Source organism: Polaromonas sp. AET17H-212 (assembly GCF_002379085.1).
Lineage (GTDB): Bacteria > Pseudomonadota > Gammaproteobacteria > Burkholderiales > Burkholderiaceae_C > Polaromonas.
In genome coordinates this window covers 69,167-94,378 of the sequence record NZ_NBZW01000005.1, presented here as the reverse complement: position 1 = coordinate 94,378, position 25,212 = coordinate 69,167, and the positions used below count along the sequence as shown (strand labels likewise).

Below are 25,212 nucleotides of genomic sequence, written 5' to 3'. Positions count from 1 at the left end.
ATGGCATTGATAGACATTACCGTTCCCGACATCGGGGACTTCGACGAGGTCACCGTGATCGAACTGCTGGTCAAGCCCGGCGACACCATCGCGGCCGACCAGAGCCTGCTGACCGTGGAAAGCGACAAGGCCTCGATGGAAATTCCGTCCAGCCATGCCGGCGTGGTCAAGGAACTCAAGGTCAAGCTGGGCGACAAGGTCAAACAGGGCACGGTCGTGCTGACGCTGGACGCCGAAGGCGCCGCCGCCCCCGTTTCAGAGAAAAAACAGGCGCCAGCCCCCGCTGTATCTGCGCCGGCAGCTCCTGAAAAGGTAGCAGCGCCGGCACCCGTCGCCGCACCAGCCGCCGCCAGTTTTTTCGGCCAGGCCGACCTGGACTGCGACCTGCTGGTGCTCGGCGCCGGCCCCGGCGGTTATTCGGCGGCTTTTCGCGCCGCCGACCTCGGCCTGAAAGTCATCCTCGTCGAGCGTTACGCCACCCTGGGCGGCGTCTGCCTGAATGTCGGCTGCATCCCGTCCAAGGCGCTGCTGCATGTGGCGGCGGTGATGGACGAAGTCAAACATTTCGACAGCCTGGGCGTGAGCTTCGGTGAGCCGGTGCTCGACATTGCCAAGCTGCGTACCCACAAGGAAAAAGTCGTCGGCAAGCTGACGGGGGGGCTCAGCGCGATGGCCAAAATGCGCAAGGTCACCGTGGTGCGCGGCTATGGCGCCTTCGTTGGCGCCAACCATGTGGAGGTGGAAGAAACCGCCGGTGGCGCACAGGAAAAAACAGGCAAGAAGCAGACCATTGCCTTCAAGAACTGCATCATCGCGGCCGGCTCGCAGGCGGTACGCCTGCCTTTCATGCCGGAAGACCCGCGCGTGGTCGATTCAACCGGCGCCCTGGCGCTGAAAGAAGTTCCCAAACGCATGCTGATCCTCGGCGGCGGCATCATCGGGCTGGAGATGGGCACGGTCTATTCCACGCTGGGCGCGCGCCTGGACGTGGTGGAAATGCTGGACGGCCTGATGCAGGGCGCGGACCGCGACCTCGTCAAGGTCTGGCAGAAAATGAACGCGCCGCGTTTCGACAACATCATGCTCAAGACCAAAACCGTCGGCGCCAAGGCAACGGCCCAGGGCATCGAGGTGACGTTTGAAGGCGAGGGCGCGCCAAAGCCGCAAACCTACGACCTGGTGCTGCAGGCCGTGGGCCGCACACCGAACGGCAAAAAAATTGCGGCCGACAAGGCCGGTGTCAGTGTGAGCGACCGCGGCTTCATCCCGGTCGACATCCAGATGCGCACCAACGTGCCGCACATTTTCGCCATCGGCGACATCGTCGGCCAGCCCATGCTGGCCCACAAGGCCGTGCATGAAGCGCATGTGGCCGCCGAAGTGATTGCCGGCGAGCTGCAGGGCAACAAGGATCTGGCCAGCGCCGCCTTCAATGCCCGCGTGATTCCCAGCGTGGCCTACACCGACCCCGAAATTGCCTGGGTCGGCCTGACTGAAGACCAGGCGAAAGCGCAAGGCATCAAGGTCAAGAAAGGGCTGTTCCCGTGGAACGCCTCCGGGCGCGCCATTGCGAATGGCCGCGACGAAGGTTTCACCAAGCTGCTGTTTGATGACTCCCCCGAGGCGCATGGCCACGGCAAGATTCTCGGTGGCGGCATCGTCGGCACGCACGCCGGCGACATGATCGGCGAGATTGCACTGGCGATCGAAATGGGTGCGGATGCGGTGGACATCGGCAAGACGATTCACCCGCACCCGACGCTGGGCGAAAGCATGGGCATGGCGGCGGAAGTGGCGCACGGCAGCTGTACCGACTTGCCGCCGGCGCGCAAGTAGGCTCCAAGGGCGCTGGGTGAGCACCAGGTTGCTATAAGTTTAGTAGCTGCCGACCAATATCCGGATTGGGGTTCGGGATTATATTTTTCCAAGACCCGCGTCGAGTCCCTGTTTGAACTTCGCTCAAGCGCAAGCCCCTGGGAACCCAGCGGATGGCGTCCCGCAGGGAGCTTGGTGGTTCCGCAGTCCTTGACACGGCATTGCGTGCCGTGTACTTTAGACCCAAAAAAGGTCCCAGCGCCACCCACCCAGCGTGACTCAGCACGCGTTAATGCGCCGGCTTCCTTGATGGCTTGTTACCACCAACCAAAGAGGAAGTAAAAGCATGATTGAAACCGACTATCTGGTGATCGGCGCGGGTGCTGCCGGCATGGCCATCACCGACGCCCTGTTAACCCATACCGACGCCACCGTCACCATGGTGGACCGGCGCCACGCACCCGGCGGGCACTGGATCGATGCCTACCCCTATGTGCGCCTCCATCAGCCCTCGGCTTTTTATGGCGTGGACTCTACCCCGATGGGTCAGGATGCCATCGATGACACCGGCCTGAACGCAGGGTATTACGAACTTGCCAGTGCCGACGACATCCGATCGTATTTCGGGGGGGTAATGAAGCACCGCTTTCTTTCCAGCGGTCGCGTCCGGTATTTCCCCAACTGCGACCATCTGGGTCAGCAGGGTTTTGGCTCCAGGCTCACCAAGGAAACCTGGGACGTGCGCGTCAAGCGCAAGACGATTGACACGACCTACCTGGAAGGCAGCATCCCCGCGACCAGTCCGCCCCCCTTTGAAGTGGCAGACGGTGTGCGCTGCGTTCCGGCAGGCGCGATCGCGTGCATCGATCAGAAACCAGAAGACTTTGTCGTCATCGGCGCTGGAAAAACAGCTGTCGACACCTGCGTCTGGCTGCTTGAACAAGGCGTTGCGCCCGATGCCATTCGCTGGGTCAAACCGCGCGAAGGGTGGTGGCTCAATCGCCGGTTTTACCAGCCGCACACCTTGCTGCCAGACCTCTATCGCGGCATCGCCATCCAGCTTGAAGAGATGGCACAGGCTGAATCCATCCCCGACCTGTACCGCCGTCTGGAGGCGCAGGGTTTTTTCCTGCGCATCGACCCCGAGGTGGCGCCGAGCATGTGCCGCGGTGCTGTCATCAGCGAATCCGAGCTTGACCTGTTGCGCCGGATCAAGAATGTGGTGCGCCTGGGTCATGTACGCGAGATCGGCTCCGACATGATCACGCTGGACCAAGGCCAGGTGCCGACCACAACGCGAACGCTGCACATTCACTGCGCTGCCAGAGGCCTGGCCCGGCCTGCGCTGCGTCCGATCTTTGAGCCTGGCCGGATCACGGTTCAGCCGTTCATCTGGGGTTTCGCCTGCTTCCAGTTTGCGATGCTGGGTGCTGCCGAGGCCATGCTTGGCTCAGACGAAGAGAAAAACAGATTGTTTCCTCCGATTTCCTACTGGGATGCGAACAAGGACTACCTCACTGCTTTTCTGGCGAACATGGCCAATGAACGAGCGCGTGCCGCGCACCCTGCGCTTGCGGCCTGGGCGAAGGGGTCGCGCCTCAATCCATTGGGAGAGATCGGACGGTACGGCGACCACCCGTCAGTGATCGAGGCACGAGACCGCATCAAGCGTTGTGGGGCCGCGGCCGCTGGCAATCTGGTGAGTTTGGTTCGACCCACGGGGCGGACTGACTGAACTGACTGTCCGCGTCGCGCAGGGATCTGCCCGCAGTCAGGCGCGTTATGTTTCGGGGGCAAACCCGCTGGTCACTGCCGGTACAGGGGTCCAGAATGAAGTCCACCTTCTGGAGAAGCCATGTCTGCACCTGTGTCCCCGCGTTCCCTGTCCCGCCGCCGTTTCAACCTGGCCATCACGGCCGGTGCGGCCACCGTCTGTGCGCCCCTGCTGGCCCAGAGCGCCTGGCCGAACAAGCCGATCCGCATCATCGTGCCTTACACGCCGGGCGGCTTCACCGACCAGATGGCGCGCATTGTGCAGGTGGGCCTGCAGAACCGGCTGCAGCAAACCGTGACCATCGACAACAAGCCGGGCGCCAACAGCATCATCGGGGTGGACTTGCTGGCCAAGGCGCCGGCTGACGGCAGCACCTTTGCCGTGGTGATTGCCGCCTATGCCGCCAACACCACGCTGTACCCCAAGCTGCCCTACGACCCGCGCAAGGATCTGACCGGCGTGTCCCTGATGGGGGTGTCGCCGCTGCTGGCTGCCGTCAACAACGACGCGCCCTTCAAGACGGCAAAAGAGCTGATTGACTACGCGCGTGCCCACCCCGGCAAGGTCAGCTTCGGTTCTTCCGGCAACGGGTCAGCTGCCCACCTGACCAGCGAGCTGCTCAAGTCCATCACCAAGACCTACATGGTGCACATTCCCTACCGCGGCGCGGTGCCGGCCCTGACGGATTTGATAGGCGGGCAGATCCAGCTGTTTTTTGACGCACCGACCGGGCTGATCAACCAGGGCAAGGCGGGCCGGGTGCGGCTGATCGGCGTCGCGAGCGACCGCCGCCTGCCGGCGGTACCGGACGTCCCGACCTTCATCGAGCAGGGTTTTGCCGGCTTCACCGGCAGCACCTGGGCCGGCATGCTGGCGCCGGCGGCCACCCCGAAGGACATCGTCCGGCGCATGTCGGACGAGGTCGGGCGCATCATCCGCAGCGATGAAACACGTGCGCGGCTCGATGCCATGGGGACTTTCGGTGTCGGCAGCACGCCGGAGGAGTTCGACGCCTTTATTGCGCTGGAGACGACCAAATGGGCGAAGGTGATCCGGGAGGCCGGCGTCAAGGCCGATTGAGGCCAGCCTGCCGAGGCAGGGCCGGCAGGAAAAAAGACGGAAAAGAGAAGAAGAGCGAAGAAGCGCGAGAAGGGGGCCGCGGGCGGCCGCCTGTTATTCGCCGGTCGCGTTGGCCTGAGCGGTGCGCTGGACGCGGCGCGCACCGTCGAAGCGGCGGGCCCAGTAAGCGACGCTCAGGCTTTCAACCCGCACTTCGGCACCGGGCTTGGGCGCATGGATGAATTTGCCCTCACCGACATAAATGCCGACATGGCTGAAGGCCCGCTTCATGGTGTTGAAAAACACCAGATCGCCGGGCTGCAACTCGGTTTTGTCGATGTTCTGTGTGGCGGCGGCCTGCTGTTCGGCGCGGCGCGGCAACACCAGGCCCACGGTCTGCTCGTAGATGGCTTTCACAAAACCGCTGCAGTCCACCCCGGACTCAGCGGTGTTGCCGCCGCGCCGGTAAGGCACGCCCAGGAAGCCCATGGCGTTGACCACCAGCTCGGACGCCTTGTGGCTGACCGATTGCCCCACTTGGCCAATCCGGTTGAGCAGGCCCTTGTCGGCGAGGAATTTGTCCATATCGTCACCAGACTGACCGGGTGCAGCCTGCACAGTGGCGGCCAGCAGAAGGCAGGTGAGAAGCAGGGGGATACGCATGGCCGCAAGGTTACTTGAAGGACAAGTCCTACGTCAAGCTAAAGTTTTTTCTAGATTGCGTTGCTAAGCCATTGATTTGTAACGATTTACGACAATGGTGGGTTTTTCCGGTCAGAAATGCTGCCGTGTTGCAGGAAAACCCGCAGGCCGGTGCCGGCGGGGTGACAGTGGCATATTGCTTCAAAGCCAGGCGCCAGCCACCGTGCGGTTTTTGGCCTGAATCAAGGAGCGAAATATGCAGCTAGCCCTTATGTAAGTTGCGTTGTCTGCTATTATTTTTGTAGCATTTTCCAGGGCGGAAGCCCAGGCGCAGGCCGTGCGACCGGAGGTTGTCGCCACGGGTTTGCAAAACCCCTGGGTCCTGGCGTTTTTGCCGCAGGGCCGCTTCCTGGTCACGGAAAGGCCCGGCCGCCTGCCCGTGGTGGAGCCCGACGGCCGGCTCGGTCCGCCCGTGACCGGTCTGCTCGCCATTGACGCCGGAGGGCAGGGCGGCCTGCTCGATGGCATCACGAATGCCGGCTTTGCGGCCAACCGCCGGATCGCGGACGTGCCGCTGCTGTTCAAATTGAGCGCGCCGTTCAAGGGCAAGGTCGTACGCGAGCACAAGCTGCTCGAGGGCGGCGGCGAGCGCATTCGCGATGTGCGGCAGGGGCCGGACGGCCTGCTTTATGTGTTGACCGACAGCCCGCGCGGTCGCCTGCTGCGGCTGCAGCCCGGCTGATGCGTGGCCTGCCTCTATAGAATGGGCGCTTCTCCAGACCACAGTGAGCCCGCGTGTCCGAACGATTTGAAGTATTTTTGCAATACCTCCTGCCCAAGCAGGCACTGACGGAATTCGGCAGCCACATTGCCTCCATGCGCGGCGGGTCGGTCACGACAGGCATCATTCGCTGGTTTGTGGGCAAATACGGCGTGAACATGGCCGAGGCCGCCAACCCGGACCTCAGCAGCTACCCGACGTTCAACGAATTTTTCACGCGCGCGCTCAAGCCGGGCGCCCGTCCGCTGGCCGCCGCCGACCTGGTTTGCCCGGTGGACGGCGCGATCAGCCAGTTCGGTGCGATCGAGGGCGACCGGATTTTCCAGGCCAAGGGGCACCACTACTCGACCACCGCCCTGGTCGGCGGCGATCGCGCGCTGGCCGCGCAGTTCGAAGGCGGCAGTTTCGCCACGATTTACCTCAGCCCCAAGGACTACCACCGCATCCACATGCCCACGGGCGGGCGCCTGCTGCGCATGATTTACGTGCCGGGTGAGCTGTTTTCGGTCAACCCGGCCACGGCGCGCGGCGTGCCCGGGCTGTTTGCGCGCAACGAGCGGGTGGTCTGCGTGTTCGAATCGGCGCGCGGGCCGTTTGTGCTGGTGCTGGTAGGTGCCACCATTGTCGGCAGCATGGCCACGGTCTGGCACGGCGTGGTCAACCCGCCCCGGACGAAAGAAGTGCGCGAGTGGCGCTACGACGAGGGCCAGCCGCCGGTGGAGCTGGCGCAGGGCGAGGAAATGGGCCGCTTTTTGCTAGGCTCCACCGTGGTCATGCTGTTTCCCCGGGGGCCATGCCGCTTCAACCCGACCTGGGCGCCGGGGGCAGCGGTCCGGCTCGGCGAAATGATGGCGAACTGCACGGCGCCTTGACGCTCCCGGCCTGGCCGCATAGTCGTAAATTGCTATAAATAACATAGCATACTTCGTATATTTTATGCGGGCTGGAGGCTATTTTCACTTGAAAATGTAAGCACTCGGGATGACCGGGCTTCGCCCGGCCGATGCGTGGCCAGGCCAAAACCACGCGCGCGGCGCGCCGTCTGTTGAAAACCCACTCGCTCTCCAGTCTGCAGAATTTTCCCATGGTGACCCCGTCCATGGGTACCCTCCCCACAGGTTACACGCCACCCTGTCAGGGTTGACAGGGCGGGGTTGCAGGCTCTGGACAAGGCATATAAATTCAAGCCTTGGTTGCTGTGCAAACGGCGGCGGCGGCGGGCGGGCAGCGATGAATGAACCTCCGTGCCGCTTCCCGGGAAACGAGGATGTGATGCATTACCTCATACGCTTGGTGGGCAACGAGGAATTTCCGGCGGACCAGCGCCGCCTTATCGAGCAGCGGTATGACCAGGCCCTGGTCCACCAGCTTGGCAGTCCAGAGCAGGTGGCGCAGGCGCGCCGCGCCTGGGTTCGGGCCAAGACCCGGGAGGACGAGGCGACGTCTTCCGATCTTTCACTGGAAGAAAAGCGGGCCATCGTGCGCTGGGAGCGCGCTGAAGTGGCAGCCAGATTGCTGGCCTTCGAGGGCTACACCGGCGCGCTCGAAGATATCTACATCGAAGTGCGGGTGCCTTTGGCTGGCCAGGACTCTTCACCTGAGGGACGACCACAGGCACCGCCCGGCGCTGAACCGGAAACCGGGGATACGATGCCGGCGATACTTGTGCTGGGGCAATCGCACCCGCAGGACGCAGACCTACACTGACTTTTTTACCATTGACCGAGACCCGATTGTCAAAATTGCCCCCGTCCTGCACATCCCTTGAGTGCCGTGGGCGATCACGCCGGGGTCCCGCGTGAGCGGGTTGGCCGATTCCATCGACAAGGGTGAAGCGCAGCCCCTGAAGGTCTTCGTGATTGAGGACGAGATGGTCCTGCGAAACCTGCTGGTTGACGCGCTCCGCAGCATACCGGGGGTGGAGGTGCTGTTTTATGCCGACAACGAAGTCTCCGCGACGAACTGGTTGTCCTCCCACGACAGCGCGTGGGATCTCGCGGTGGTCGACCTGCACTTGAGGCAGGGCAGCGGCGTGGGGGCGCTCAACTGTTGCATCACGCGCAGGGAGGACCAGCGGGTGGTGGTGCTGAGCGGCCAGTTGAGCCAGGAGGTGCGCCTCAAATGCCTGGCACTGCGGGCCGACGCAGTCTTCGACAAGGCGACCGAGATGGATGACTTCCTGGCTTACTGCCGTGCCCTGGCGGGCCCGCCAGCAGCGGCCGTGCCCCGCATGCCCTAAACTTTCGCTCATCGCCGCCGCTCCGGCTGCGAATCATGGACACGGAAGACCACACGCATGAGCGCACTGTTTCGCGAGCAACTGCTGGCCGCCGCCGGACAAGCGGCCTTTCCCTCGGAGAGAACGCTGGACCCGGTCACCGGTGAGGAAATCCTTGACGCCGCTTCCGAGGCGTCGCTGGCACAGGTCTTTTCCCTGTTCGGGATCACCGCATTGAACCCCCAGGACGAGGATGCCGACAGGGTCATCAACACCGCCTGCACCCTGGCCACCGAGGTGGCGGCCCATGTGCAGGCCCTGATCGCCGCCGGCGGCGCGCTGGACGGGCTGGAAGGAGCCGGCGGCTGGCACCCGGCCTACCGGGCCTACATCAGCGCCTTGTGGCAGGGCGACCGCGAGGAGGTAGCGCGCTGCGCACAGGCGCTCAACCTGTCCGCGGGCATTCCCAACGGATCGCTCCCGCTCGAAGCCGGTCCGCTGGCCTGAGGCGCGCAGTATCATGGCCGGATGACTCCCTTGGCTGGTCGGCACGGCACGATGGCAGAACTGAACCGCAGGGCGCGGAACTGGCTGGTGGGCTGGTGGCGCCTGATCCATCTCGGCGCGCTGATCCTGGTGCTGGCCCTGTCGCCCTCGAGTTACGCCCGCGACAACCGCCGGGCGCTGGCACGCCACATCTACCTCAACACCGCGCCCAACCTGCTGGGGTTCACGGTCATGTGCGCGCTGATCACCGTGGTCATCACGCGCATCGTCATCGTCACCGCACTCAGTTACGGCCTGTCGCAATACGCCCTGCAGGTTGTCATTCGCGTGCTGGTGCTGGAGCTGATTCCGCTGACGGCCGCCATGTTCGTTGCCTTGCGCTGCGCCATTGCCAGCGGGGTGGAGCTCTCGCTGATGCGCCAGCGTGGTGAGCTGCAGGACTTGCAGCAGCGCGGCCTGGACCCGGTCCGCCAGGAGGTGCTGCCGCGTGTGACAGCCGGCATTTTCGCCACGGTCACGCTGGCCGCGCTGAGCTGCGTGGTGGCGCTGGTGATGGCCTACCTGGCCAGTTACGGTTTCACGCTGTCGGGCGTGGCGGTGTACACGCGGCTCTTCGGCCAGGTGTTCAACCCCGACGTGACTTTGATCTTCGTGCTGAAAACCCTGTTTTTCAGCCTGGCTGTGTCGCTGATCCCGATGGCATCGGCCCTGTACGACACGGCGGAGCTGCGTTTTCGCGCCAGCGCCGAACTGCGCATGCTGGTGCGCATGTTTGCCGTCATTCTGGTCATTGAGGTGGTGTCCCTCGTGGGCAACTACTACTGACCAATAGCCAACATTCAATCAACATTCCGTCCGGATCCTTCCTTCCTTTCAAGCCATGAGCCAACCCCTGCCACCCCCATCCCCGCCTGCGCCGCCGGAGCCGCCGGCCGGCAGCAGCGTGGCCATGCCGCCCGTCGCCAACCTCGAGTTCAAGGCGCTGCTGCTGCTGGTGTTCATGGCGCTGCTGGTGGTGGGCTCGGCGCTTTACGTGCTGTATGCGCGCGGCGCCTTTGAGAGCACCCAGAAACTGGTGCTGCTGTCCGACGACTCCGAAGGCGTGGTGGTCGGCATGGACATGACGTTTGCGGGTTTCCCGATTGGCCGCGTGCGCCGCATCGAGCTGGCCGAAGACGGCAAGGCCCGCATCATTGTCGATGTGCCGACCAAGGACGCGCACTGGCTGCGCACCTCCAGCGTGTTCACCCTGGTGCGCGGGCTGGTGGGCAGCACCAACATCCGCGCCTACACCGGCATGCTCAAGGACCCCTTGCTGCCGGATGGCGCGGTGCGCGAAGTGCTGCGCGGCGACGCCGGCGCCGAAGTACCCAAGCTGGTGGCCGCCGCCAAGGACCTGATTGACAACCTCAACAGCCTGACGGCCAGCGGCGGCGCGATAGGCACCAGCCTCGCCAATGTGCAGAAACTGACGGACCGGCTCAACGGTCCGGGCGGTGCCCTGAGCGTGCTGCTGGGCAACGACGCCGAGGCTAAAAAGCTGATCGCCACGCTGGACCGCACCAACGCCTTGCTGACCAAACTCGACGGCCTGGCGGCCAAGACCGACACCCAGGTGTTCGGCGCCAACGGTGTGATGCCGGAAGCCCGGGCCACGGTGGTGCAGCTCAACACCCTGCTCGGCGAAGCACGCACCAGCCTGAAAAAAGTCGACGCGGTGCTGGTCGAAGCCCAGGCCGTGGGCGCCAACGCCCGGGCTGCCACCGACGACTTGGGGGCGCTGCGCGGCGAGGTCGAGTCCAGCCTGCGCAAGGTGGACGGCCTGATCAACGAGATCAACCGCAAGTGGCCGTTTGCCCGCGACACGGAGATCAAGCTGCCATGAGACTCCTTTCACATTTCCTGTCCGTCCTGGCGCTGCTGTCGCTGGCGGCCTGCAGCAGCGGGCCCAAGGCTCCCGACTGGCAGATGGAGGCCAAGACTGCGATGGAGCGGGCGGTCGCCGCTTACCTCGAAGGCAATTCGCGTGTCGAGGTGCAGGAGTTCGCGCGCGCCCGCAGCGAACTCTCCAGCACCGGCCGCCCCGACCTGATGGCACGGGCCGAACTGCTGCGTTGCGCCAGCCGTGTCGCCAGCCTGGTGCTGGAACCCTGCGCCGGGTTCGAAGTGCTGCGGCCGGACGCACCGGCCGCCGAGCGCGCCTATGCCGACTACCTCGCGGGCCAGTTGCAGCCGCAGGACATCGCCCTGTTGCCCGCACCGCAACGTGCCGCAGCCGCCGCCGGTGCGGATGCGGCGGCGCTGAAAGCCGTGGCCGACCCGCTGTCGCAACTGGTCGCCGCTGGCGTGCTGTTCCGCGCCGGCCGGGCCAGCCCGGCCGTGCTGCAGCAGGCAGTGGACACCGCCTCCGGCCAGGGCTGGCGCCGGCCGCTGCTGGCCTGGCTGGGCGTGCAACTGCAACTCGCGGAAAAAGGGGGTGATTCGGAAGCTGCCGCGCGCCTGCGCCGCCGCATCGCACTGACGCAAAACCCGGCCGCGGGCAGCAAGCCTTGAGCCGGGCGCCGGTGAACCGCTGGGCGATTGCCATCGCCGGCATGTTGTCGCTGGCGGCGGCCATGGGTATTGGCCGTTTTGCCTTCACACCGCTGCTGCCCATGATGCTCAGCGATGGCGTGATCGACCTGCCGTCGGCCAGCTGGCTGGCCAGCGCCAATTACCTCGGTTACCTTGTCGGTGCGCTGCTGTGCACCTTCCAGCCCTGGATCTGGAAACACCTGCGGTTTCTGCCGGCCGTCGCCGCCTCTAGCTGGGTGCGTGCGGGCCTGGTCGCCACCACGCTGCTGACGCTGGGCATGGCCCTGCAGCTGCCGGCCCTCTGGCCGCTGCTGCGTTTTGCGGCCGGGGTGGCCAGTGCGCTGGTGTTTGTCTACACCTCGGGCTGGTGCCTGGCGCAGCTGGCCCGGCTGGGCGCGCCGGCGCTGGGCGGCATCATGTACGCCGGCCCGGGCGCGGGCATCGCCCTGAGCGGGCTGTTTGCCAGCGCCATGGTCGCGCTGCAGTGGAAGGCCGCCACCGGTTGGCTGATTTTTGGCGTACTCGCCGCGGTGCTGACGGCCAGCGTGTGGCGCACCTTTCAGGAGCGCGGCGCGGGGCAGGGCGGCGGTGCCGCCAACGCAGTGCCCAGCACGCCAGCCACCAGCCAGGCGCCGGCCGGCCGCAAGCAGATGCTGCTGCTGGCGCTGGCTTACGGGCTGGCCGGTTTTGGCTACATCATCACCGCCACCTTTTTGCCGGTGATCGCGCGCGAAGCCATGCCGGGCTCGGTCTGGATCGATTTTTTCTGGCCCATCTTCGGCCTCGGCGTGGTGACAGGTGCCCTGCTGGCCACCCGCATCCCGGCCACCGGTGATTTCCGCTACCTGCTGGCCGGCGCCTACACGGTGCAGGCGCTCGGCATCGCGGCCAGCGTGTTCAGCCCCAACCTCGCCGGTTTCGCGATCGGCAGCCTGCTGCTGGGCATTCCGTTCACCGCGATCACCTTTTTTGCCATGCAGGAGGTGCGGCGGCTGCGGCCCGCCGCGGCCGCCAGTTACATGGGCCTGCTGACCGCCATGTACGGCATCGGCCAGATTGCCGGCCCGCCGCTGGTCGCCGTGCTGCTGCGGCACAGCCGCAGCCTGGGCGAGGGTTTCACGCTGTCGCTGGAAATCGCTGCGGCGGCCTTGCTGGCCGGTGCGCTGATGTACCTGTGGATGGCCAGTGCCTACCCGGTGATGAAGGCCGTGCGGCAGCGCTGACACCGACGGCAGAAGATTCGCATCAAAAAAGGCCTCTGGCCCAATGACGGCGTGCGGAGGCAGCTACCAAAACAGGAGCAAAACCGGCCTCAGGCCCCGGTGGTTTTCGCCAGCACCGGCTTGAGCAGCTGGGCCAGCTCGGTGCCCTGCAGGACGCGTATCTGGTGCTCGGCCGCAAACTGGCGCGCCTTGTCCGTCACCTGCCCGGTGGCGATGCACAGGGCGCTGTCGGCCTGATGGGCGCCCAGCGCGGCCTGCAGGCCCTGGAAGGGTTCGATGCCCAGGCGTGCGGCTTTCCAGCGCTTGCAGGCCAGCAGCGTGGTGTGGCCGGCCTTGACCAGCACAAAATCAGCCGCCGCGCCGTCGAGGCGCCGCACCGCGTAGCCCTCGCGGACAAACGCCTGCTCGACGGCGGCCGAGAAATCGCGCCAGGACAGGGCCTCCAGCTGCGCCAGCGTGCCCTCGACGTGGGCGGTGCTGGGCGTACTGAGCTGCCGCCAGGCGGCGATCGCACCGATCACCACAAAGGGCAGGCCGCCGAGGGCGCCAAATACAAAATACTGCGCGGGCAACAAGGCCTTGGAGGCCAGCCCGAAGCCGACGGCAATGGCAAAGCTGATCCACCACGGCGAGCGCAGCAGGATGGCAAAAAGCGACTTTTCAGCCATTTTGAATTTCAAGGTCTTCCTTTCGGGTGAGGGGGCGGGCCGGCATGGGCAGAGGGCGGGAAAGCGGGCGTTGCCCTCACAAACCGTTTTTTGCCTACATCCGCGCGGGTCGAACTTCCTTATAGTAAAGCACCATGCAGATTCCGACCGTGCCCCCTGGCCGTATTCCCCGGCCCATCCGCGCGCGCGTGCTGGCCACCGCGCTGGCGCAGCGCTTTTCCGAAGGACGATGATGAAGGGCGACGACGAAGACCGCCGGCTGCGCTCGGTCGACCTGCTGAACGCGCAAAGCATTCTGCGGGCACGCCAGCAGGCCGAGGGGGGGCTGGCGGCGGCCAGGGACGGACTGGAACAGAAAACGGCGGAACTGGCCCTGTCGCTGTCCATGGTACGCGCCACCCTGGAGGCCAGCCGCGACGGCATCCTGGTCACCGATGACAATGCGCGTGTCACGGGCTTCAACCAGCAGTACGTCCGGATGTGGGGGCTGTCCGATGAGCTCATGGCTTTTCGCGACCACGAAAGGCTGCTGTACACGGTGAGCCAGCAGGTCGAGGATGCGCAGCACTTCCTGGACCGGGTCCATGAGATCTACCGAAGCTTGCCGGCAGAAAGTTTCGACCTGCTCAAGCTGCACGACGGCCGGGTCTACGAACGCTCTTCCAAGATCCAGTTTGTCGAGGGCCAGCATGTCGGGCGCGTCTGGGTTTTTCGCGACATCACCGAGCAGCGGCGTACCGAGGATGCCCTGCGCAAGAAGGCGCGTGTGCTGGAACTGCTCAACAAGACCGGCACCATCCTGACGGCCAAGCTCGACGTGCGCATGCTGGCGCAGGCCGTCATCGACGCAGCCACGGAAATCAGCGGTGCGAAAGTGGGCGCCTTTTTCTACAACACCGCGGCACCGGGCGGCAACAGTCCTTTGTCGCGAGCGGTATCGGGCATCGCCGCGGAAGACGTTGACAGTTGCGGCCTGCCGCAGGCCGGCGCGCTGTTCGATCTCACGCTCAGCGGTGCGCCGCTGGTCCATGTCGAGGACCTGTCGAAGGATGCGCGCTACAAGGCCCCGGCCCGGCCGGGGGCGGTGCCGGTCCGCAGTTATCTGGCCGTGCCGGTTGCTTCGGGCTCTGCGGATGTGATCGGCGGCCTGTTTTTCGGCCATCCGGATGCCGGCGTTTTCGACGAACGTGCGCAACGGCTGGTCACCGGCATTGCGGCGCAGGCCGGGGTGTCCATCGACAACGCCCGGCTTTATGAAGTGGCCAGGCATGCCGCGCAGGAACGCGAAAAGCTGCTCGACAATGAGCGCGCCGCGCGCAGCGAGGCCGAGCAGATGGTCCGGATGAAAGACGAATTTCTGGCCATGCTGGCCCATGAGCTGCGCAATCCGCTGGCGCCGCTGCGCAACAGCGTGGAAATCCTGCGCCAGGGAGCGGACGATCCGGCCGCCCTGGAGCGCATCCGGACCATCATGGAGCGCCAGATCGCGCACATGACACGGCTGGTCGATGACCTGCTGGATGTCAGCCGCATCAGCCGCGGCAAGCTGGAGCTGCGGCTGGAGCCGATCCGGCTCGGGGACGCCATCAGCAGCGCGGCGGAAACCAGCCGGCCGGTCCTTCTTGATCGGCAGCACGCGTTCACCGTCACCATGCCGGACCAGCCGATTGCGCTCACGGCCGACCTGGTGCGCCTGTCGCAGGCGTTCACCAACCTGCTCAACAACGCCGCGAAATACACGCCCGAAGGCGGCGCGGTGGCATTGCATGTGGCCGCCGACGCAGGGGGCGTGACGGTCAGCATCGAGGACAACGGCATCGGTGTGCCGGAACACCTGAGCACACGCATCTTCGACATGTTCGTGCAGGGCGAGCCCAGTCCGGCCACGCCGCAGGCCCAGGGCGGCCTGGGCATCGGCCTGACGCTGGTGCGCAAGATTGTCGAGATGCACGGCGGCAGCATCCGTGCCGAAAGCCGCAGCGATGGTCCCGGCAGCCGCTTCATCGTCTGGCTGCCCGTCGCCGGCAGCGCCACGCCGGCCCTGCCGGCGGCAGACGCGGGCGCTGGTGCTGGTACTGGTACTGGTGCTGGTACTGGTACTGGTACGGTGACCGCTCCGGTCCGGCGCCATGCGGGCGCTTTCGAGCCGCGCCGGATCCTGGTGACCGACGACAATGTCGATGCCGCGCTGACACTGGCGAGCCTGCTGGGCATGTGGGGGCACGAGGTGCGCGCTGCCCACGACGGCGCCGAGGCCATCGCTGCGGCCGCGAGCTTCCGGCCCGACTTCATTTTTCTGGACATCGGCATGCCGCACATGGATGGCTACGAAGCCTGCCGCAGAATTCGCGCCCTCGGCCAGGTGCCGGCGCCGGTCATGGTCGCGCTGACCGGCTGGGGCCAGGCCGATGACAAACGCAAGGCGCAGGAGGCCGGCTTCGACCATCATTTCACCAAGCCGGTGGACCCGGCCCGGCTGGAGGCGCTGGTTGGCAGCAATTTTTGAGTCCCGCCCGGCACCGGGGCGGCGGCCCTGCAGACCTGGCCGGAAGCTGGTATGCTTCTAAATTGATAGCTGCTTGCGCCTGAATTTATTGGGCTACAGGTCTTTTTGACCCAAAATTTTCACGGAACACGGCGCGATGACCCCCGAACAGAAAAAACTTCGCCAGGCCTCCATGGCCCTGGTGGCCGCGCTGGTGCTGGTGGTGATCTGGGGCATCAATTTTTCGCTGCAGAAGTTCGTTTTCAACGTGGTCGGCCCCGGCGGCTTTCTGTTTGCCCGCTACCTGATCATGCCGCTGTGCGCACTGGCCTTGCTGGCCTGGCGTTTCGGCACGCGCTTTCCGCGCATCACGCGCCGCGAGTTCTGGCAACTTGCGCGCCTGGGTTTTGCCGGGCATTTCCTGCACGTGGGCATGGTGACCTACGGCATCCACTGGTCCACGGCGTTTTCGAGCTCGCTGATCCTGGCCTGCGGCCCCATCTTCACATTGCTGATCCTGCGTTTCATGGGGGTGGAGAAGCTGCACAGGGCGCAGATCGTCGGCGTGGCCGTGGCCTTTGCCGGTGTGCTGATTTTCCTGTCCGACAAGCTGCTGGGCGGCAACTGGCGGGCCACCGGCGGCGACCTGTTCCTGCTGGTCGCGGCGAGTTTTTTCTCCTGGTACACGGTGGCCGCCAAACCGCTGATCGAGCGCCACGGCGGCGTCGTGACCATGGCCTACGCGACCTTGCTCGGCAGCGTGCCGGTGCTGCTGCTGTCGCTGCCGGCCGGCCTGGCGGCGCCTTGGGGTGACGCCTCGCTGGCGGTGTGGGCCAGCCTGGTCTGGTCGGTCACGGTGTCGGCCTTCCTGGGCTGGCTGGTCTGGGGCTGGGTCAACGCGGTGCGCGGCGTGGCCCGCACGGCGCCGCTGATGTACCTGATGCCGCCGGTCGCCGGCCTGGTGGCCTGGCTGTTCGCCGGCGAGCAGTACACCGCCATCAAGCTGGCCGGGGCCGCGCTGACGCTGGTGGGTGTGGCGCTGGCGCAGTTCACCAGCCGGCGGCAGGCCCTGGCCCGCGAGGCGCCCGCACCGGTCGACTGACAAGGCGCGACCGTGCGGTTGCGACAACCTTTTTGCCAGCCGGGCAAAAGCGGCCTGAATGACTCGCCCGCAGGCCTTGGTTCATACTTCGGTGCTCCACAACCCGCGTGAGCGCCATGAGCAAAACCTCGACCGACAAGAAAAAGATCAAGTTCCTTCTGCTGGAGGGCATCCATCCCTCGGCCGTGGCGGTGCTGCAGGCGGCGGGCTACACGCAGATCGAAAGCCTGACCGGGGCGCTGGAAGGCGACGAGCTCAAGCGCAAGATCGCCGACGCCCATTTTGTCGGCATCCGCTCGCGCACCCAGCTGACCGCCGACGTGTTTGCCCATGCGGCCAAACTGGTGGCGGTAGGCTGCTTTTGCATAGGCACCAACCAGGTCGACCTGAATGCGGCGCGCGAGCGCGGCATTGCGGTGTTCAACGCGCCGTTTTCCAACACCCGTTCGGTGGCCGAACTGGTGCTGGCCGAGGCCATTTTGCTGCTGCGCGGCGTGCCCGAGAAAAGCGCCGTCGCGCACCGCGGCGGCTGGCTCAAGTCGGCCGAGAACGCCTACGAGATCCGCGGCAAGACGCTGGGCATCATCGGTTACGGCTCCATCGGCACGCAGCTGTCGGTGCTGGCCGAGGCACTGGGCATGCAGGTGGTGTTTTTCGACGTGGTCACCAAGCTGCCGCTGGGCAATGCGCGCCAGGCCGGCAAGCTGACGGATCTGCTGGCGCAGTCCGACGTGGTCAGCCTGCATGTGCCCGAGACCCGGGCCACGCAATGGATGATCGGTGCGGCCGAGATTGCCGCGATGAAGCCCGGCAGTGTGCTGATCAATGCCTCGCGCGGCACCGTGGTCGAGATCGAGCCGCTGGCCGAAGCCCTGCGCCAGAGAAAACTGCTGGGTGCGGCGATCGACGTGTTTCCCGTCGAACCGCGCAGCAACAAGGAGGTGTTCGAGTCGCCGCTGCGCGGCCTGGACAACGTGATCCTGACGCCGCACGTTGGCGGCTCCACCATGGAGGCGCAGGAAAACATCGGTGTCGAGGTGGCGGAAAAACTGGTCAAGTACAGCGACAACGGTACCTCGACCTCCTCGGTCAACTTCCCCGAGGTGGCGCTGCCGGCGCACCCCGGCAAACATCGCTTGCTGCACATCCACCGCAACGTGCCCGGTGTGCTGGCGGAGATCAACCGCGTGTTTTCGGACAACAACATCAACATCGCGTCGCAGTACCTGCAGACCAACGAAGCCATCGGTTATGTGGTGATCGACATCGACGCCGCTTCGTCGGACATGGCGCTGGCCAAACTGGCCGGGGTGCCGGGCACCATCCGCAGCCGCGTTCTGTTCTGAGGAACTGGAGCCTGCCGGCGCGGGCCGGCTTCAGATTGCTATCACTTCAATAGCTGCTCGCGTCCGTCTTTATTGGGTTGGAGCCACTTTTCGCTTGTAGGCCAGACACTTCAGGGCGCGGCCGGTACCTGCAGGCCGAGCAGCGCGGCCAGGGCCGCGGTCGGCATGGAGCCTTCCTGCGTCACCAGCGCACCGCTCTGGGCATGGGTGCCGATGATGGTCGGGATCGACGCAAAGCCGAGGCGGGTCAGCAGGGCGGTGTTTTTCGCCACCATCTCTTTCTGCGCCGCGATGTCGCTGCCGGCGCTGATGCCGCCGCTCCTGGCCTGCATGGAGGCCTCGTGTTCATCCATGGCGGCCGCCGGATCTTTCGCGGCCAGCAGCGTCGCGCCCTGGGCCGTGCTGGACGCATTGAGGAGGCCCACGGGAATCCAGACAAATTTCGCCTGCGACCTGAGGGGTTTGGCGGCCAGCCACAAGGCGTTGCAATGCGGGCACTGGGGATCAAAGAAAACATAAACCGTGCGTGCACTCATGGTCGAGCCGACGCTGAACCCCTTGGCCTCGGCGGCCACAGCGGCCGTGGACACCGGGGTGGCGCTGGCTTTGGCCGGGACGTCGGGCGCGGGCGCTTCCTTGCAGCCGGTCAACAGCAGCACGGCCGCCACCAGCACGGCCGGAAGGATCTGGAAAGCTTGGAAGGTCATGTCGGCACCGGAAAAAAAGGGGAGACAGCCAGCATAACGCAGGCCGGCCTGATGAAGGACTTGCCGCTGCCCGGCTGCTGGGGACAAGAGGCCTGCGACCGAGGCGCCGGAAAGTGAAACAAAATGAAAATGAAGTCAGGAATCATTACGCCAGGCGACTTTCCCCACGGACCTCCTTGTTCCCCGCGGGCATGCCTTGCGCCGGGTGCTCCCACCGATGCGGTACCCAGTTGCCCACGCATCCTGTGCACGAATCTGTGGATAAGCACGCAAAAAAGCCACGAAGGGCTTGCCAGTCGTGGCTTGCAACAGTTTGCCTGTCAATTAAGCGCCGGCAAGCGCCGGCAAGCGCCGGCGGGCCGGGATCAGCCCTTGAAGCTCATGCCCAGCCGCTCTATCGTCGCTTTTTCAGCGGTAAAGGTTTCGCGGGCGAACTTGGTGTATTGCGCCGTGTTCATGTAAATCACCGACTGGTCGTACTTGTCGAAGGTGGCCAGCACGGCCGGGTCGTTCAGCGTTTTCCGGAAGGCTTCGTGCAGCGTCGCCACGATGGCCGGGTCCATGCCCTTGGGGCCGCACACACCGAAAGGCGAGTCCGACACGGTGTCGTAGCCCAGCTCGGTCAGCGTCGGCACGTTGGGCCAGCGCTTGGTGCGTTTGCTGCCATAGGTGGCGATCAGGCGCAGTTTGCCTGACTCCACATGCGGGCCCCAACCGGTGGCGTCGCTGGCGGCCATCACGTGACCACCCAGGATGGCCTGCATGTTGTCGGCATTGCCCTTGAACGGCACGTGGGTGAGCTTGATGCCGGCGCGCTGCGCAAATTCCTCGACCGCCAGGTGCGGGCTGGTGCCGGTGCCGGTGGAGCCGTAGGTGAACTTCTCGGGGTTGGCCTTGGCGTAGGCCACCAGGTCCTTGATGCTCTTGATCGGTGAATCGGCGGGCACGACCAGTCCGAAGGTGTAGCCGGTCAGGCAGGCGATCCAGGTGAAGTCCTTGAGCGGGTCGTAAGCGGTTTTCTGCATGTGCGGAATGCGGAACACGCCGTGCGGTATCTGCGTCAGCGTGTAGCCATCGGGCTTGGCACTCAGCATCTCGATGGCGCCCAACATGCCGCCAGCGCCGGGCTTGTTCTCGACAATGATGGTCTGCCCGAGGGCCTTGCCGGCGCTTTCGGCCAGCGAACGGATGACGGCGTCGGTGGAGCCCCCCGCCGGCCAGGGACAGATGTATTTGATCGGGCGCGACGGGAAGGCCTGCGCACGGGCCAGTGAGGGAAGGGCCACACCGGCCACAGCCGCTGTGGTGCTGGCAATAAACGCGCGGCGGTTGGTCATTGAAAGTCTCCGGAGGTTGCAGGACATCTGAAAATTCAAGCGTAGCGGCCCGCTGCCGGCGTGTCATCAAGGTTTACGCGGGGAGCTTGTTCTGCAAAGCGGAACAGCCGGCAGGCGCGCGGGCGCGCAGCGGGGTGCAGGCGGTAAAATGGCTGATGACAGACAGCGCACCGCCGCGCTTTTTTTTGACTGAAACGACCCCCTGTGACCGATACCGCCAGCTTCCCGTCCGACCCTTCTTCCTCCGAGCCTTTTCCCGATCCAGACACCCCTGTCCAGCAGCCGCGCCTGTGGTGCGGCGACGGCTGGACGGCCCGCGTGCTCAAGAACGAAGACGATGACGGCTGGGCGGTGGCCATGATCAAGGATGGCGAGCCCGAGCCCGCGCTGGTCGGCCCCTGGACCATGGGGCGCGACAAGAAAAACCCCAAGCCGCTCGACGGCCCGGCCTTCAGCACCCTGGTCAAGACCGCGTCGGAGTTTGTGCGCCGCCATGAGCAGCAGCTACATGCCACGCTGCACCAGCGCCTGGAAGTGGACTCGCGCGGTGCGCGCATCACCGTGTCGCTGGACATCGTGCCCGATGAAGACAACCCCTATGCCGTGCTCGCGGCACATGACGATGCGGGCGAACAACTCGCGCAGGTGCGCGTGTCGCCGGCCTTCAAGCTGAGCCGCGCCAGCGCCACGGCCTGGGCCGACGGCGGCTTTCTCCGGCCCTGATGGCGGGCGCTTTTCCAGCGCTGATCGATGCCTGCGGCATCGACTTCGGGACCTCCAACTCCACCGCGGGCTGCGGCGCCGCCGGCCCGGGGCAGGTGGCCCTGCTGCCGCTGGAAGGCGGCAAGCCCACCTTGCCGTCGGTCGTGTTTTTTCACGCCGAGGACGGGCACATCAGTTACGGCCGTGCGGCGCTGGCCGACTACCTGGCGGGTGATGAAGGGCGCTTGATGCGCTCGCTCAAAAGCCTGCTCGGCACCGCGCTGATTGACGAGCAGACCGAGGTGGCCGGCCGGGCGCTGCCGTTTCGTGCGCTGCTGGCGCAGTTCATCGGCGAGCTCAAGCGCCGCGCTGAACACGCGGCGGGCCGTGACTTCACCCGCGCCGTGCTCGGGCGGCCGGTGTTTTTTGTCGACGGCGATGCGGCGGCCGACCGGCAGGCGGAAAACACGCTGGCCGAGATCGCGCGCGGCGTGGGCCTGCACGACATTGCCTTCCAGTACGAACCGATTGCCGCGGCCTTTGACTACGAGTCGCAGGTCACGCGCGAAGAGTTGGTGCTGGTGGTTGACATCGGCGGCGGCACCTCCGACTTTGCGCTGGTGCGCCTGGCGCCCGAACGCGCCGGCCGGGCCGACCGGCGCGACGACATCCTGGCCAGCAGCGGCGTGCACATAGGCGGCACCGACTTCGACAAGTACCTGAGCCTGGCCAGCGTGATGCCGATGCTGGGCCTGGGCAGCCGGCTCAGGAGTGGTCTGCAGATGCCATCGTCCCATTACTTCAACCTGGCCACCTGGCACACCATCAACTTTGCCTACACCCGGCAGGCGTGGGCGCAGATCGGCGAGCTGCACCGCGAGGCGCAGGAGAAGGGCAAACTCGCGCGCCTGCAAAACCTGGTGAGCGAACGCGCCGGGCACTGGCTGGCGATGCAGGTGGAGGAAGCCAAGATCGCGCTGTCGGATGCGCCGCGCACCGCCATGGACCTGGGCCGCATCGCGCCCGGCGAAACTCTGGTGTTGCAGCGCGCCGATTTCGACACCGCGATCGGGGAATTGGTCGGCGCGGTGGAGCGCAGCGTGACCGGGCTGCTGCGTGATGCCTGTGTACAGGCCGACGCGGTGGACACGGTGTTTTTTACCGGCGGTTCAAGCAGCGTGCCGCTGCTGCGGGCGCGTATCGCGGCCCTGTTGCCGCAGGCGCGCCGTGTCGAGGGTGATCTGTTCGGCAGCATTGGCACCGGGCTGGCGCTCGATGCGCTGCGCAAGTTCGCCTGAGGGTCCGTCGGGAAGACGGCGTACGGCAGCGGCAGACATGCCCAGGCGCAGCAAGGGGCGGTAACCCCTTGCTGCGCCTGCCTTGCAACACACACCGGTAAATGTGCTCGCCAGAAAGAAGTATCGGCCAGGCACTGCAGAAAGTGCTTCTGTATTTTCTGCAGATCGGCCAACTATTAAGCAATAATTCCTTCACAAATCGATAAATTAAGGAAAGATTGCTGTATGGATAAAACAGACCGAAAAATATTGCAGGTGCTGCAGGCCAATGCCCGCGCCAGCCTGCAGGAGATCGGCCAGGCGGTGGGCCTGAGCCACACGCCGTGCTGGACCCGCATCAGGAAGATGGAGGAGTCCGGCGTCATCGAGGGTTACACCGTGCGCATCAATGCCGCGGCGCTGGACCTCAGCGACACCGTGCTGGTGCAGGTCACGCTGGACAGCCATTCGGACAACACGCTGGAAAAATTCGGCGAGACGCTGGCGAAAATACCCGAGGTGATCGAGGCCTACCTGGTCTCGGGCGACTACGATTACCTGCTGCGCATCGCCGTCAGCGGCACGCGCGACTATGAGCGCCTGCTGCGCGAGCGCCTCTACAAGATCAAGGGCATACGCCACAGCAAGTCCAGCTTCGTGCTGCGCACGCTGAAAAAAGCCGACCTGCCGCTGTTTCAGGCCTGACGCGTCAGCGCGCCTCGCGCAGCGCGCGCGAGCGGACCCAGGCCAGGCGTGCCTCGGTCAGCGCCACGCCGAGGCCGGCCAGGCAGATCAGCGCGATGCCCAGCGCCGTGGTCTGGCCCGGCACCTGTCCAAACACCAGCCAGCCCAGCGTGGCGGCGGCGACGATTTGCAGGTAGCTGAAGGGCGCCAGCAGGGTGGCCGGGCTGTGGCGGAAGGCGGCAATCTGCAGCCAGTGCCCGAGAAAGCCGGTGAGACCGGTGGACACCAGCAACAGCCACTGCCACAGCGACAGGTCGGGTGTGGTCCAGAACCAGGGCAGGGCCAATGACAGGGCGATGGTGCCGAACAGGCCGCCGTAATAGTTGGTGGTCAGCGGATCGTCGTGGGCCACGCGGCGCGTGGCAATCTGGAAAAACGCAAAGGCCAGGGCTGTGGCCAGGCCCAGTGCCACACCGACCGGGTCCAGCTGCGCACCGGGCCGCACCACGATCAGCATGCCGGCAAAACCGGCCAGCACGCCCAGCCAGCGGTGCAGCCGGTGCGCCTCGTGCAGCAGCCAAGGCGCCATCATCATCAGGAACAGGGGCGCCATGAAGTTGATGGCGGTGGCCTCGGCCAGCGGCAGGCGGCCCAGCACCGAAAAAAACAGCACGGTGGTGGCAATCATCAGGAGGCCGCGGACCAGCTGGCGCGGCAGCGACTTGGTCTGGAAGATGGCCCAGCCGCGCGAGGGCAGCACCACGGCCGTCATCAGCGCGGTATGCACGGCGTAACGCATCCAGGCCACCATCAGGACCGACACCCCGGCCATGACCAGCCATTTTCCCGAGGCGTCGAGAGCCGAAAGCAGCCACAAGCCGGCGATGTGAAGAAGAATGCCGCTTTTATTCATGAAGCCAGGGGGTGATGGGGATGTTGGCGGGGTGTTGGGGGAAGGCTGGCCTCGGGCCATGTCCGTGCTTCCAAGCATAACCATTGTGGCCGGCGCTACCCCCGCTCAGCGCCTGTTTTGTCTGTTTTGTATTTATGGGATAAAAATAGCCGCCGACCCTTGGCATTCAAGTGCGGATAGCTATCAAAAACAGAGCGCCTGCGGTTCACGCTGCAGGCGCTCTGTGTCTGGGATTGCGCTTAAACGCCCACGCCGGCCATTTCGCGGCAACTTTCGGCGCAATGGCGGCAGGCGGCCACACAGTCGTCCATCTGGGGGGTCAGGCTGCTCGGGCCGGGTCCGGGAAAATCAGCCCGTGCCAGAACGTGCCCTTGCGCTCAAACGCCTGCCAGCGGCCTTCGGGTTGCGCCAGCCGGTCGGCCACGGCCCACCAGGCGCTCGGGTTCAGGCCCAGGCCGACGTGGCTGGCCACCACTTCGACGTTTTCTGTCTGCAGGTTGTCCGCCGACGGTTTCTGGATGCTGCCTTGCCAGGCCACGATGCCGTCGCTGCGTGAGTAAATGCTGGTGGTGGGCACCGGCGGCGCGGAGGGCAGGTCGTAGTTTTCGCTTTCACGCGCCACCTTGCGGCCGCTGGCCAGTTCGTAAATGCGCCAGGCGTTGGTGGAGCGGTGCGAGCCGGCAAACGGCGTGCCCAGCGTGATCACGCTGCGCACCATGTGCGGCAACTCCTTGGCCAGTTCGCGCGCATACACCCCGCCCAGGCTCCAGCCGATCAGGCTGACCTTGCCGCCGCTGCCTTCGAACGCGCGCTGCACCTGGGCGCGTGCCGCCTCCAGCACGCCAGCGCGCGGACCGAAGTTGAAGCCTTGTTCCCAGCCGCTGGTCCGGTAGCCCAGCGAATCGAGGTAGCGGCGCAGCGGCATGGTCGAACCGTCGCTGGCCGACAGGCCGGGAAACACCACCACGCTGTGCTGGTCGCCTTTGGGGGCGCGGGCCAGCAGGGGCCACGCGGGCAGCAGCGCGCCAAACTCCCAGAAGGCGCGAAACTCCAGCGCCAGCAGCCAGGCGCTGGGCGCAGGGCCGTCATGCGGGCGGTGCTGCGCTGGTTCGGGCTGGCTTTTTCGCACGGGAGAGCGGGGTGAGGGTGGCGTCATGGGGCGGGGCATTGGTTTTGGCGGTGTTGTTCCTGGCCGCTCCAGTATTGCGGCGGCGGGCCGGCTTCACAGAGGGAGACTTCCCTAAAGTCGTCTCCTGTGTGACAAGGGGGCAAAGGGAGACAGGGGCGTGGGGCCTGGGATTTTCACCGGCGCGACAGCCTTGAAGCGACTCTTGCGCCTGCTTGAGCGTGCCCGTTGTTGTCGGGTCCTGGCGCCCGGGGTGCCTGGCCTGCCGGATG

The 25,212-nt window shown here is 65.5% G+C and carries 24 protein-coding genes and 1 pseudogene; 19 read left to right on the top strand and 6 right to left on the bottom strand.

Features of this window, described 5'->3' with window-relative positions:
• From lpdA to B7G53_RS06620, 3 genes are all read left to right on the top strand, one after another.
• Entirely contained in the window at positions 1–1,836 is a 1,836-nt protein-coding gene (gene lpdA, locus B7G53_RS06630; RefSeq protein WP_096665393.1) for a dihydrolipoyl dehydrogenase, read from the top strand.
• Between the two features lie 325 nt (positions 1,837–2,161).
• Positions 2,162–3,550 (top strand): NAD(P)-binding protein, encoded by a 1,389-nt coding sequence (locus tag B7G53_RS06625; protein ID WP_096665390.1) that lies wholly within the window; start codon positions 2,162–2,164, stop codon positions 3,548–3,550.
• 120 nt (positions 3,551–3,670) lie between these two features.
• On the top strand, positions 3,671–4,669 hold the full coding sequence (locus tag B7G53_RS06620) for a tripartite tricarboxylate transporter substrate binding protein (RefSeq protein WP_096665387.1): 999 nt from the start codon (positions 3,671–3,673) through the stop codon (positions 4,667–4,669).
• Between the two features lie 93 nt (positions 4,670–4,762).
• On the opposite strand, the gene B7G53_RS06615 is transcribed toward B7G53_RS06620, so the two are convergent.
• Positions 4,763–5,311, bottom strand: a complete 549-nt coding sequence (locus tag B7G53_RS06615) for a C40 family peptidase (RefSeq protein WP_096665384.1) — start codon at positions 5,309–5,311, stop codon at positions 4,763–4,765.
• 271 nt (positions 5,312–5,582) lie between these two features.
• Here B7G53_RS06615 and B7G53_RS23355 point away from each other — a divergent pair.
• The 10 genes and pseudogenes from B7G53_RS23355 to B7G53_RS06570 form a co-directional block, all read left to right on the top strand.
• Positions 5,583–5,852: pseudogene (locus B7G53_RS23355) on the top strand (PQQ-dependent sugar dehydrogenase); the annotation flags it as partial.
• A 6-nt stretch (positions 5,853–5,858) separates the two neighbouring features.
• Positions 5,859–6,032 (top strand): PQQ-dependent sugar dehydrogenase, encoded by a 174-nt coding sequence (locus B7G53_RS23350; protein WP_255249929.1) that lies wholly within the window; start codon positions 5,859–5,861, stop codon positions 6,030–6,032.
• Between the two features lie 53 nt (positions 6,033–6,085).
• Entirely contained in the window at positions 6,086–6,943 is an 858-nt protein-coding gene (asd, locus tag B7G53_RS06605; protein ID WP_096665381.1) for an archaetidylserine decarboxylase, read from the top strand.
• A 400-nt stretch (positions 6,944–7,343) separates the two neighbouring features.
• Entirely contained in the window at positions 7,344–7,778 is a 435-nt protein-coding gene (locus B7G53_RS06600; RefSeq protein ID WP_096665378.1) for a hypothetical protein, read from the top strand.
• A gap of 100 nt (positions 7,779–7,878) precedes the next feature.
• Entirely contained in the window at positions 7,879–8,310 is a 432-nt protein-coding gene (locus tag B7G53_RS06595; RefSeq protein ID WP_141396304.1) for a response regulator, read from the top strand.
• Between the two features lie 57 nt (positions 8,311–8,367).
• On the top strand, positions 8,368–8,796 hold the full coding sequence (locus B7G53_RS06590) for a hypothetical protein (protein WP_096665373.1): 429 nt from the start codon (positions 8,368–8,370) through the stop codon (positions 8,794–8,796).
• A 21-nt stretch (positions 8,797–8,817) separates the two neighbouring features.
• On the top strand, positions 8,818–9,621 hold the full coding sequence (locus tag B7G53_RS06585; RefSeq protein ID WP_096665370.1) for an MlaE family ABC transporter permease: 804 nt from the start codon (positions 8,818–8,820) through the stop codon (positions 9,619–9,621).
• A 55-nt stretch (positions 9,622–9,676) separates the two neighbouring features.
• Positions 9,677–10,681 (top strand): MlaD family protein, encoded by a 1,005-nt coding sequence (locus tag B7G53_RS06580; protein ID WP_096665368.1) that lies wholly within the window; start codon positions 9,677–9,679, stop codon positions 10,679–10,681.
• The gene (locus tag B7G53_RS06575) at positions 10,678–11,349 is read left to right on the top strand and encodes a hypothetical protein (protein WP_096665365.1); all 672 of its coding nucleotides are present in this window, start codon (positions 10,678–10,680) and stop codon (positions 11,347–11,349) included. The genes B7G53_RS06580 and B7G53_RS06575 overlap by 4 nt, the downstream gene beginning before the upstream one ends.
• Positions 11,350–11,390: 41 nt before the next feature.
• Complete coding sequence (locus B7G53_RS06570; protein ID WP_096665595.1) at positions 11,391–12,593, top strand: YbfB/YjiJ family MFS transporter; 1,203 nt, start codon at positions 11,391–11,393, stop codon at positions 12,591–12,593.
• A gap of 89 nt (positions 12,594–12,682) precedes the next feature.
• Here the strand turns inward: B7G53_RS06570 and B7G53_RS06565 are convergent, their stop codons facing one another.
• Complete coding sequence (locus B7G53_RS06565; RefSeq protein ID WP_096665362.1) at positions 12,683–13,273, bottom strand: restriction endonuclease; 591 nt, start codon at positions 13,271–13,273, stop codon at positions 12,683–12,685.
• Between the two features lie 220 nt (positions 13,274–13,493).
• On the opposite strand from B7G53_RS06565, the gene B7G53_RS06560 reads away from it, so the two are divergent.
• The 3 genes from B7G53_RS06560 (at position 13,494) to serA (ending at position 18,194) form a co-directional block, all read left to right on the top strand.
• Entirely contained in the window at positions 13,494–15,767 is a 2,274-nt protein-coding gene (locus B7G53_RS06560; protein ID WP_141396303.1) for a hybrid sensor histidine kinase/response regulator, read from the top strand.
• A 136-nt stretch (positions 15,768–15,903) separates the two neighbouring features.
• Positions 15,904–16,848 (top strand): DMT family transporter, encoded by a 945-nt coding sequence (locus B7G53_RS06555; protein WP_096665355.1) that lies wholly within the window; start codon positions 15,904–15,906, stop codon positions 16,846–16,848.
• Between the two features lie 116 nt (positions 16,849–16,964).
• Complete coding sequence (gene serA, locus B7G53_RS06550) at positions 16,965–18,194, top strand: phosphoglycerate dehydrogenase (protein ID WP_096665353.1); 1,230 nt, start codon at positions 16,965–16,967, stop codon at positions 18,192–18,194.
• A 110-nt stretch (positions 18,195–18,304) separates the two neighbouring features.
• On the opposite strand, the gene B7G53_RS06545 is transcribed toward serA, so the two are convergent.
• The gene (locus B7G53_RS06545; protein WP_096665350.1) at positions 18,305–18,901 is read right to left on the bottom strand and encodes a thioredoxin fold domain-containing protein; all 597 of its coding nucleotides are present in this window, start codon (positions 18,899–18,901) and stop codon (positions 18,305–18,307) included.
• A gap of 365 nt (positions 18,902–19,266) precedes the next feature.
• Positions 19,267–20,238 carry a Bug family tripartite tricarboxylate transporter substrate binding protein gene (locus tag B7G53_RS06540; protein WP_096665347.1) on the bottom strand — a complete coding sequence of 324 codons (972 nt, stop codon included), beginning with the start codon at positions 20,236–20,238 and terminating at the stop codon, positions 19,267–19,269.
• Between the two features lie 204 nt (positions 20,239–20,442).
• Here B7G53_RS06540 and B7G53_RS06535 point away from each other — a divergent pair, with 204 nt between their 5' ends.
• The 3 genes from B7G53_RS06535 (at position 20,443) to B7G53_RS06525 (ending at position 22,922) form a co-directional block, all read left to right on the top strand.
• A complete protein-coding gene (locus B7G53_RS06535) occupies positions 20,443–20,961 on the top strand; it encodes a hypothetical protein (RefSeq protein WP_096665344.1) in 519 nt (172 codons plus the stop codon).
• Positions 20,961–22,238 carry an Hsp70 family protein gene (locus B7G53_RS06530; protein ID WP_096665340.1) on the top strand — a complete coding sequence of 426 codons (1,278 nt, stop codon included), beginning with the start codon at positions 20,961–20,963 and terminating at the stop codon, positions 22,236–22,238. The genes B7G53_RS06535 and B7G53_RS06530 overlap by 1 nt, the downstream gene beginning before the upstream one ends.
• A gap of 225 nt (positions 22,239–22,463) precedes the next feature.
• Positions 22,464–22,922, top strand: a complete 459-nt coding sequence (locus tag B7G53_RS06525; protein ID WP_096665338.1) for an Lrp/AsnC family transcriptional regulator — start codon at positions 22,464–22,466, stop codon at positions 22,920–22,922.
• 4 nt (positions 22,923–22,926) lie between these two features.
• Here B7G53_RS06525 and B7G53_RS06520 read toward each other — a convergent pair whose 3' ends face one another.
• Together B7G53_RS06520 and B7G53_RS06515 are read right to left on the bottom strand one after the other, a co-directional pair.
• Positions 22,927–23,814, bottom strand: coding sequence for a DMT family transporter (locus B7G53_RS06520; protein WP_255249925.1), 888 nt, complete (start codon positions 23,812–23,814; stop codon positions 22,927–22,929).
• Between the two features lie 319 nt (positions 23,815–24,133).
• Positions 24,134–24,970, bottom strand: a complete 837-nt coding sequence (locus tag B7G53_RS06515; protein ID WP_255249924.1) for an alpha/beta hydrolase — start codon at positions 24,968–24,970, stop codon at positions 24,134–24,136.
• Between the last annotated feature and the right edge of the window lie 242 nt (positions 24,971–25,212).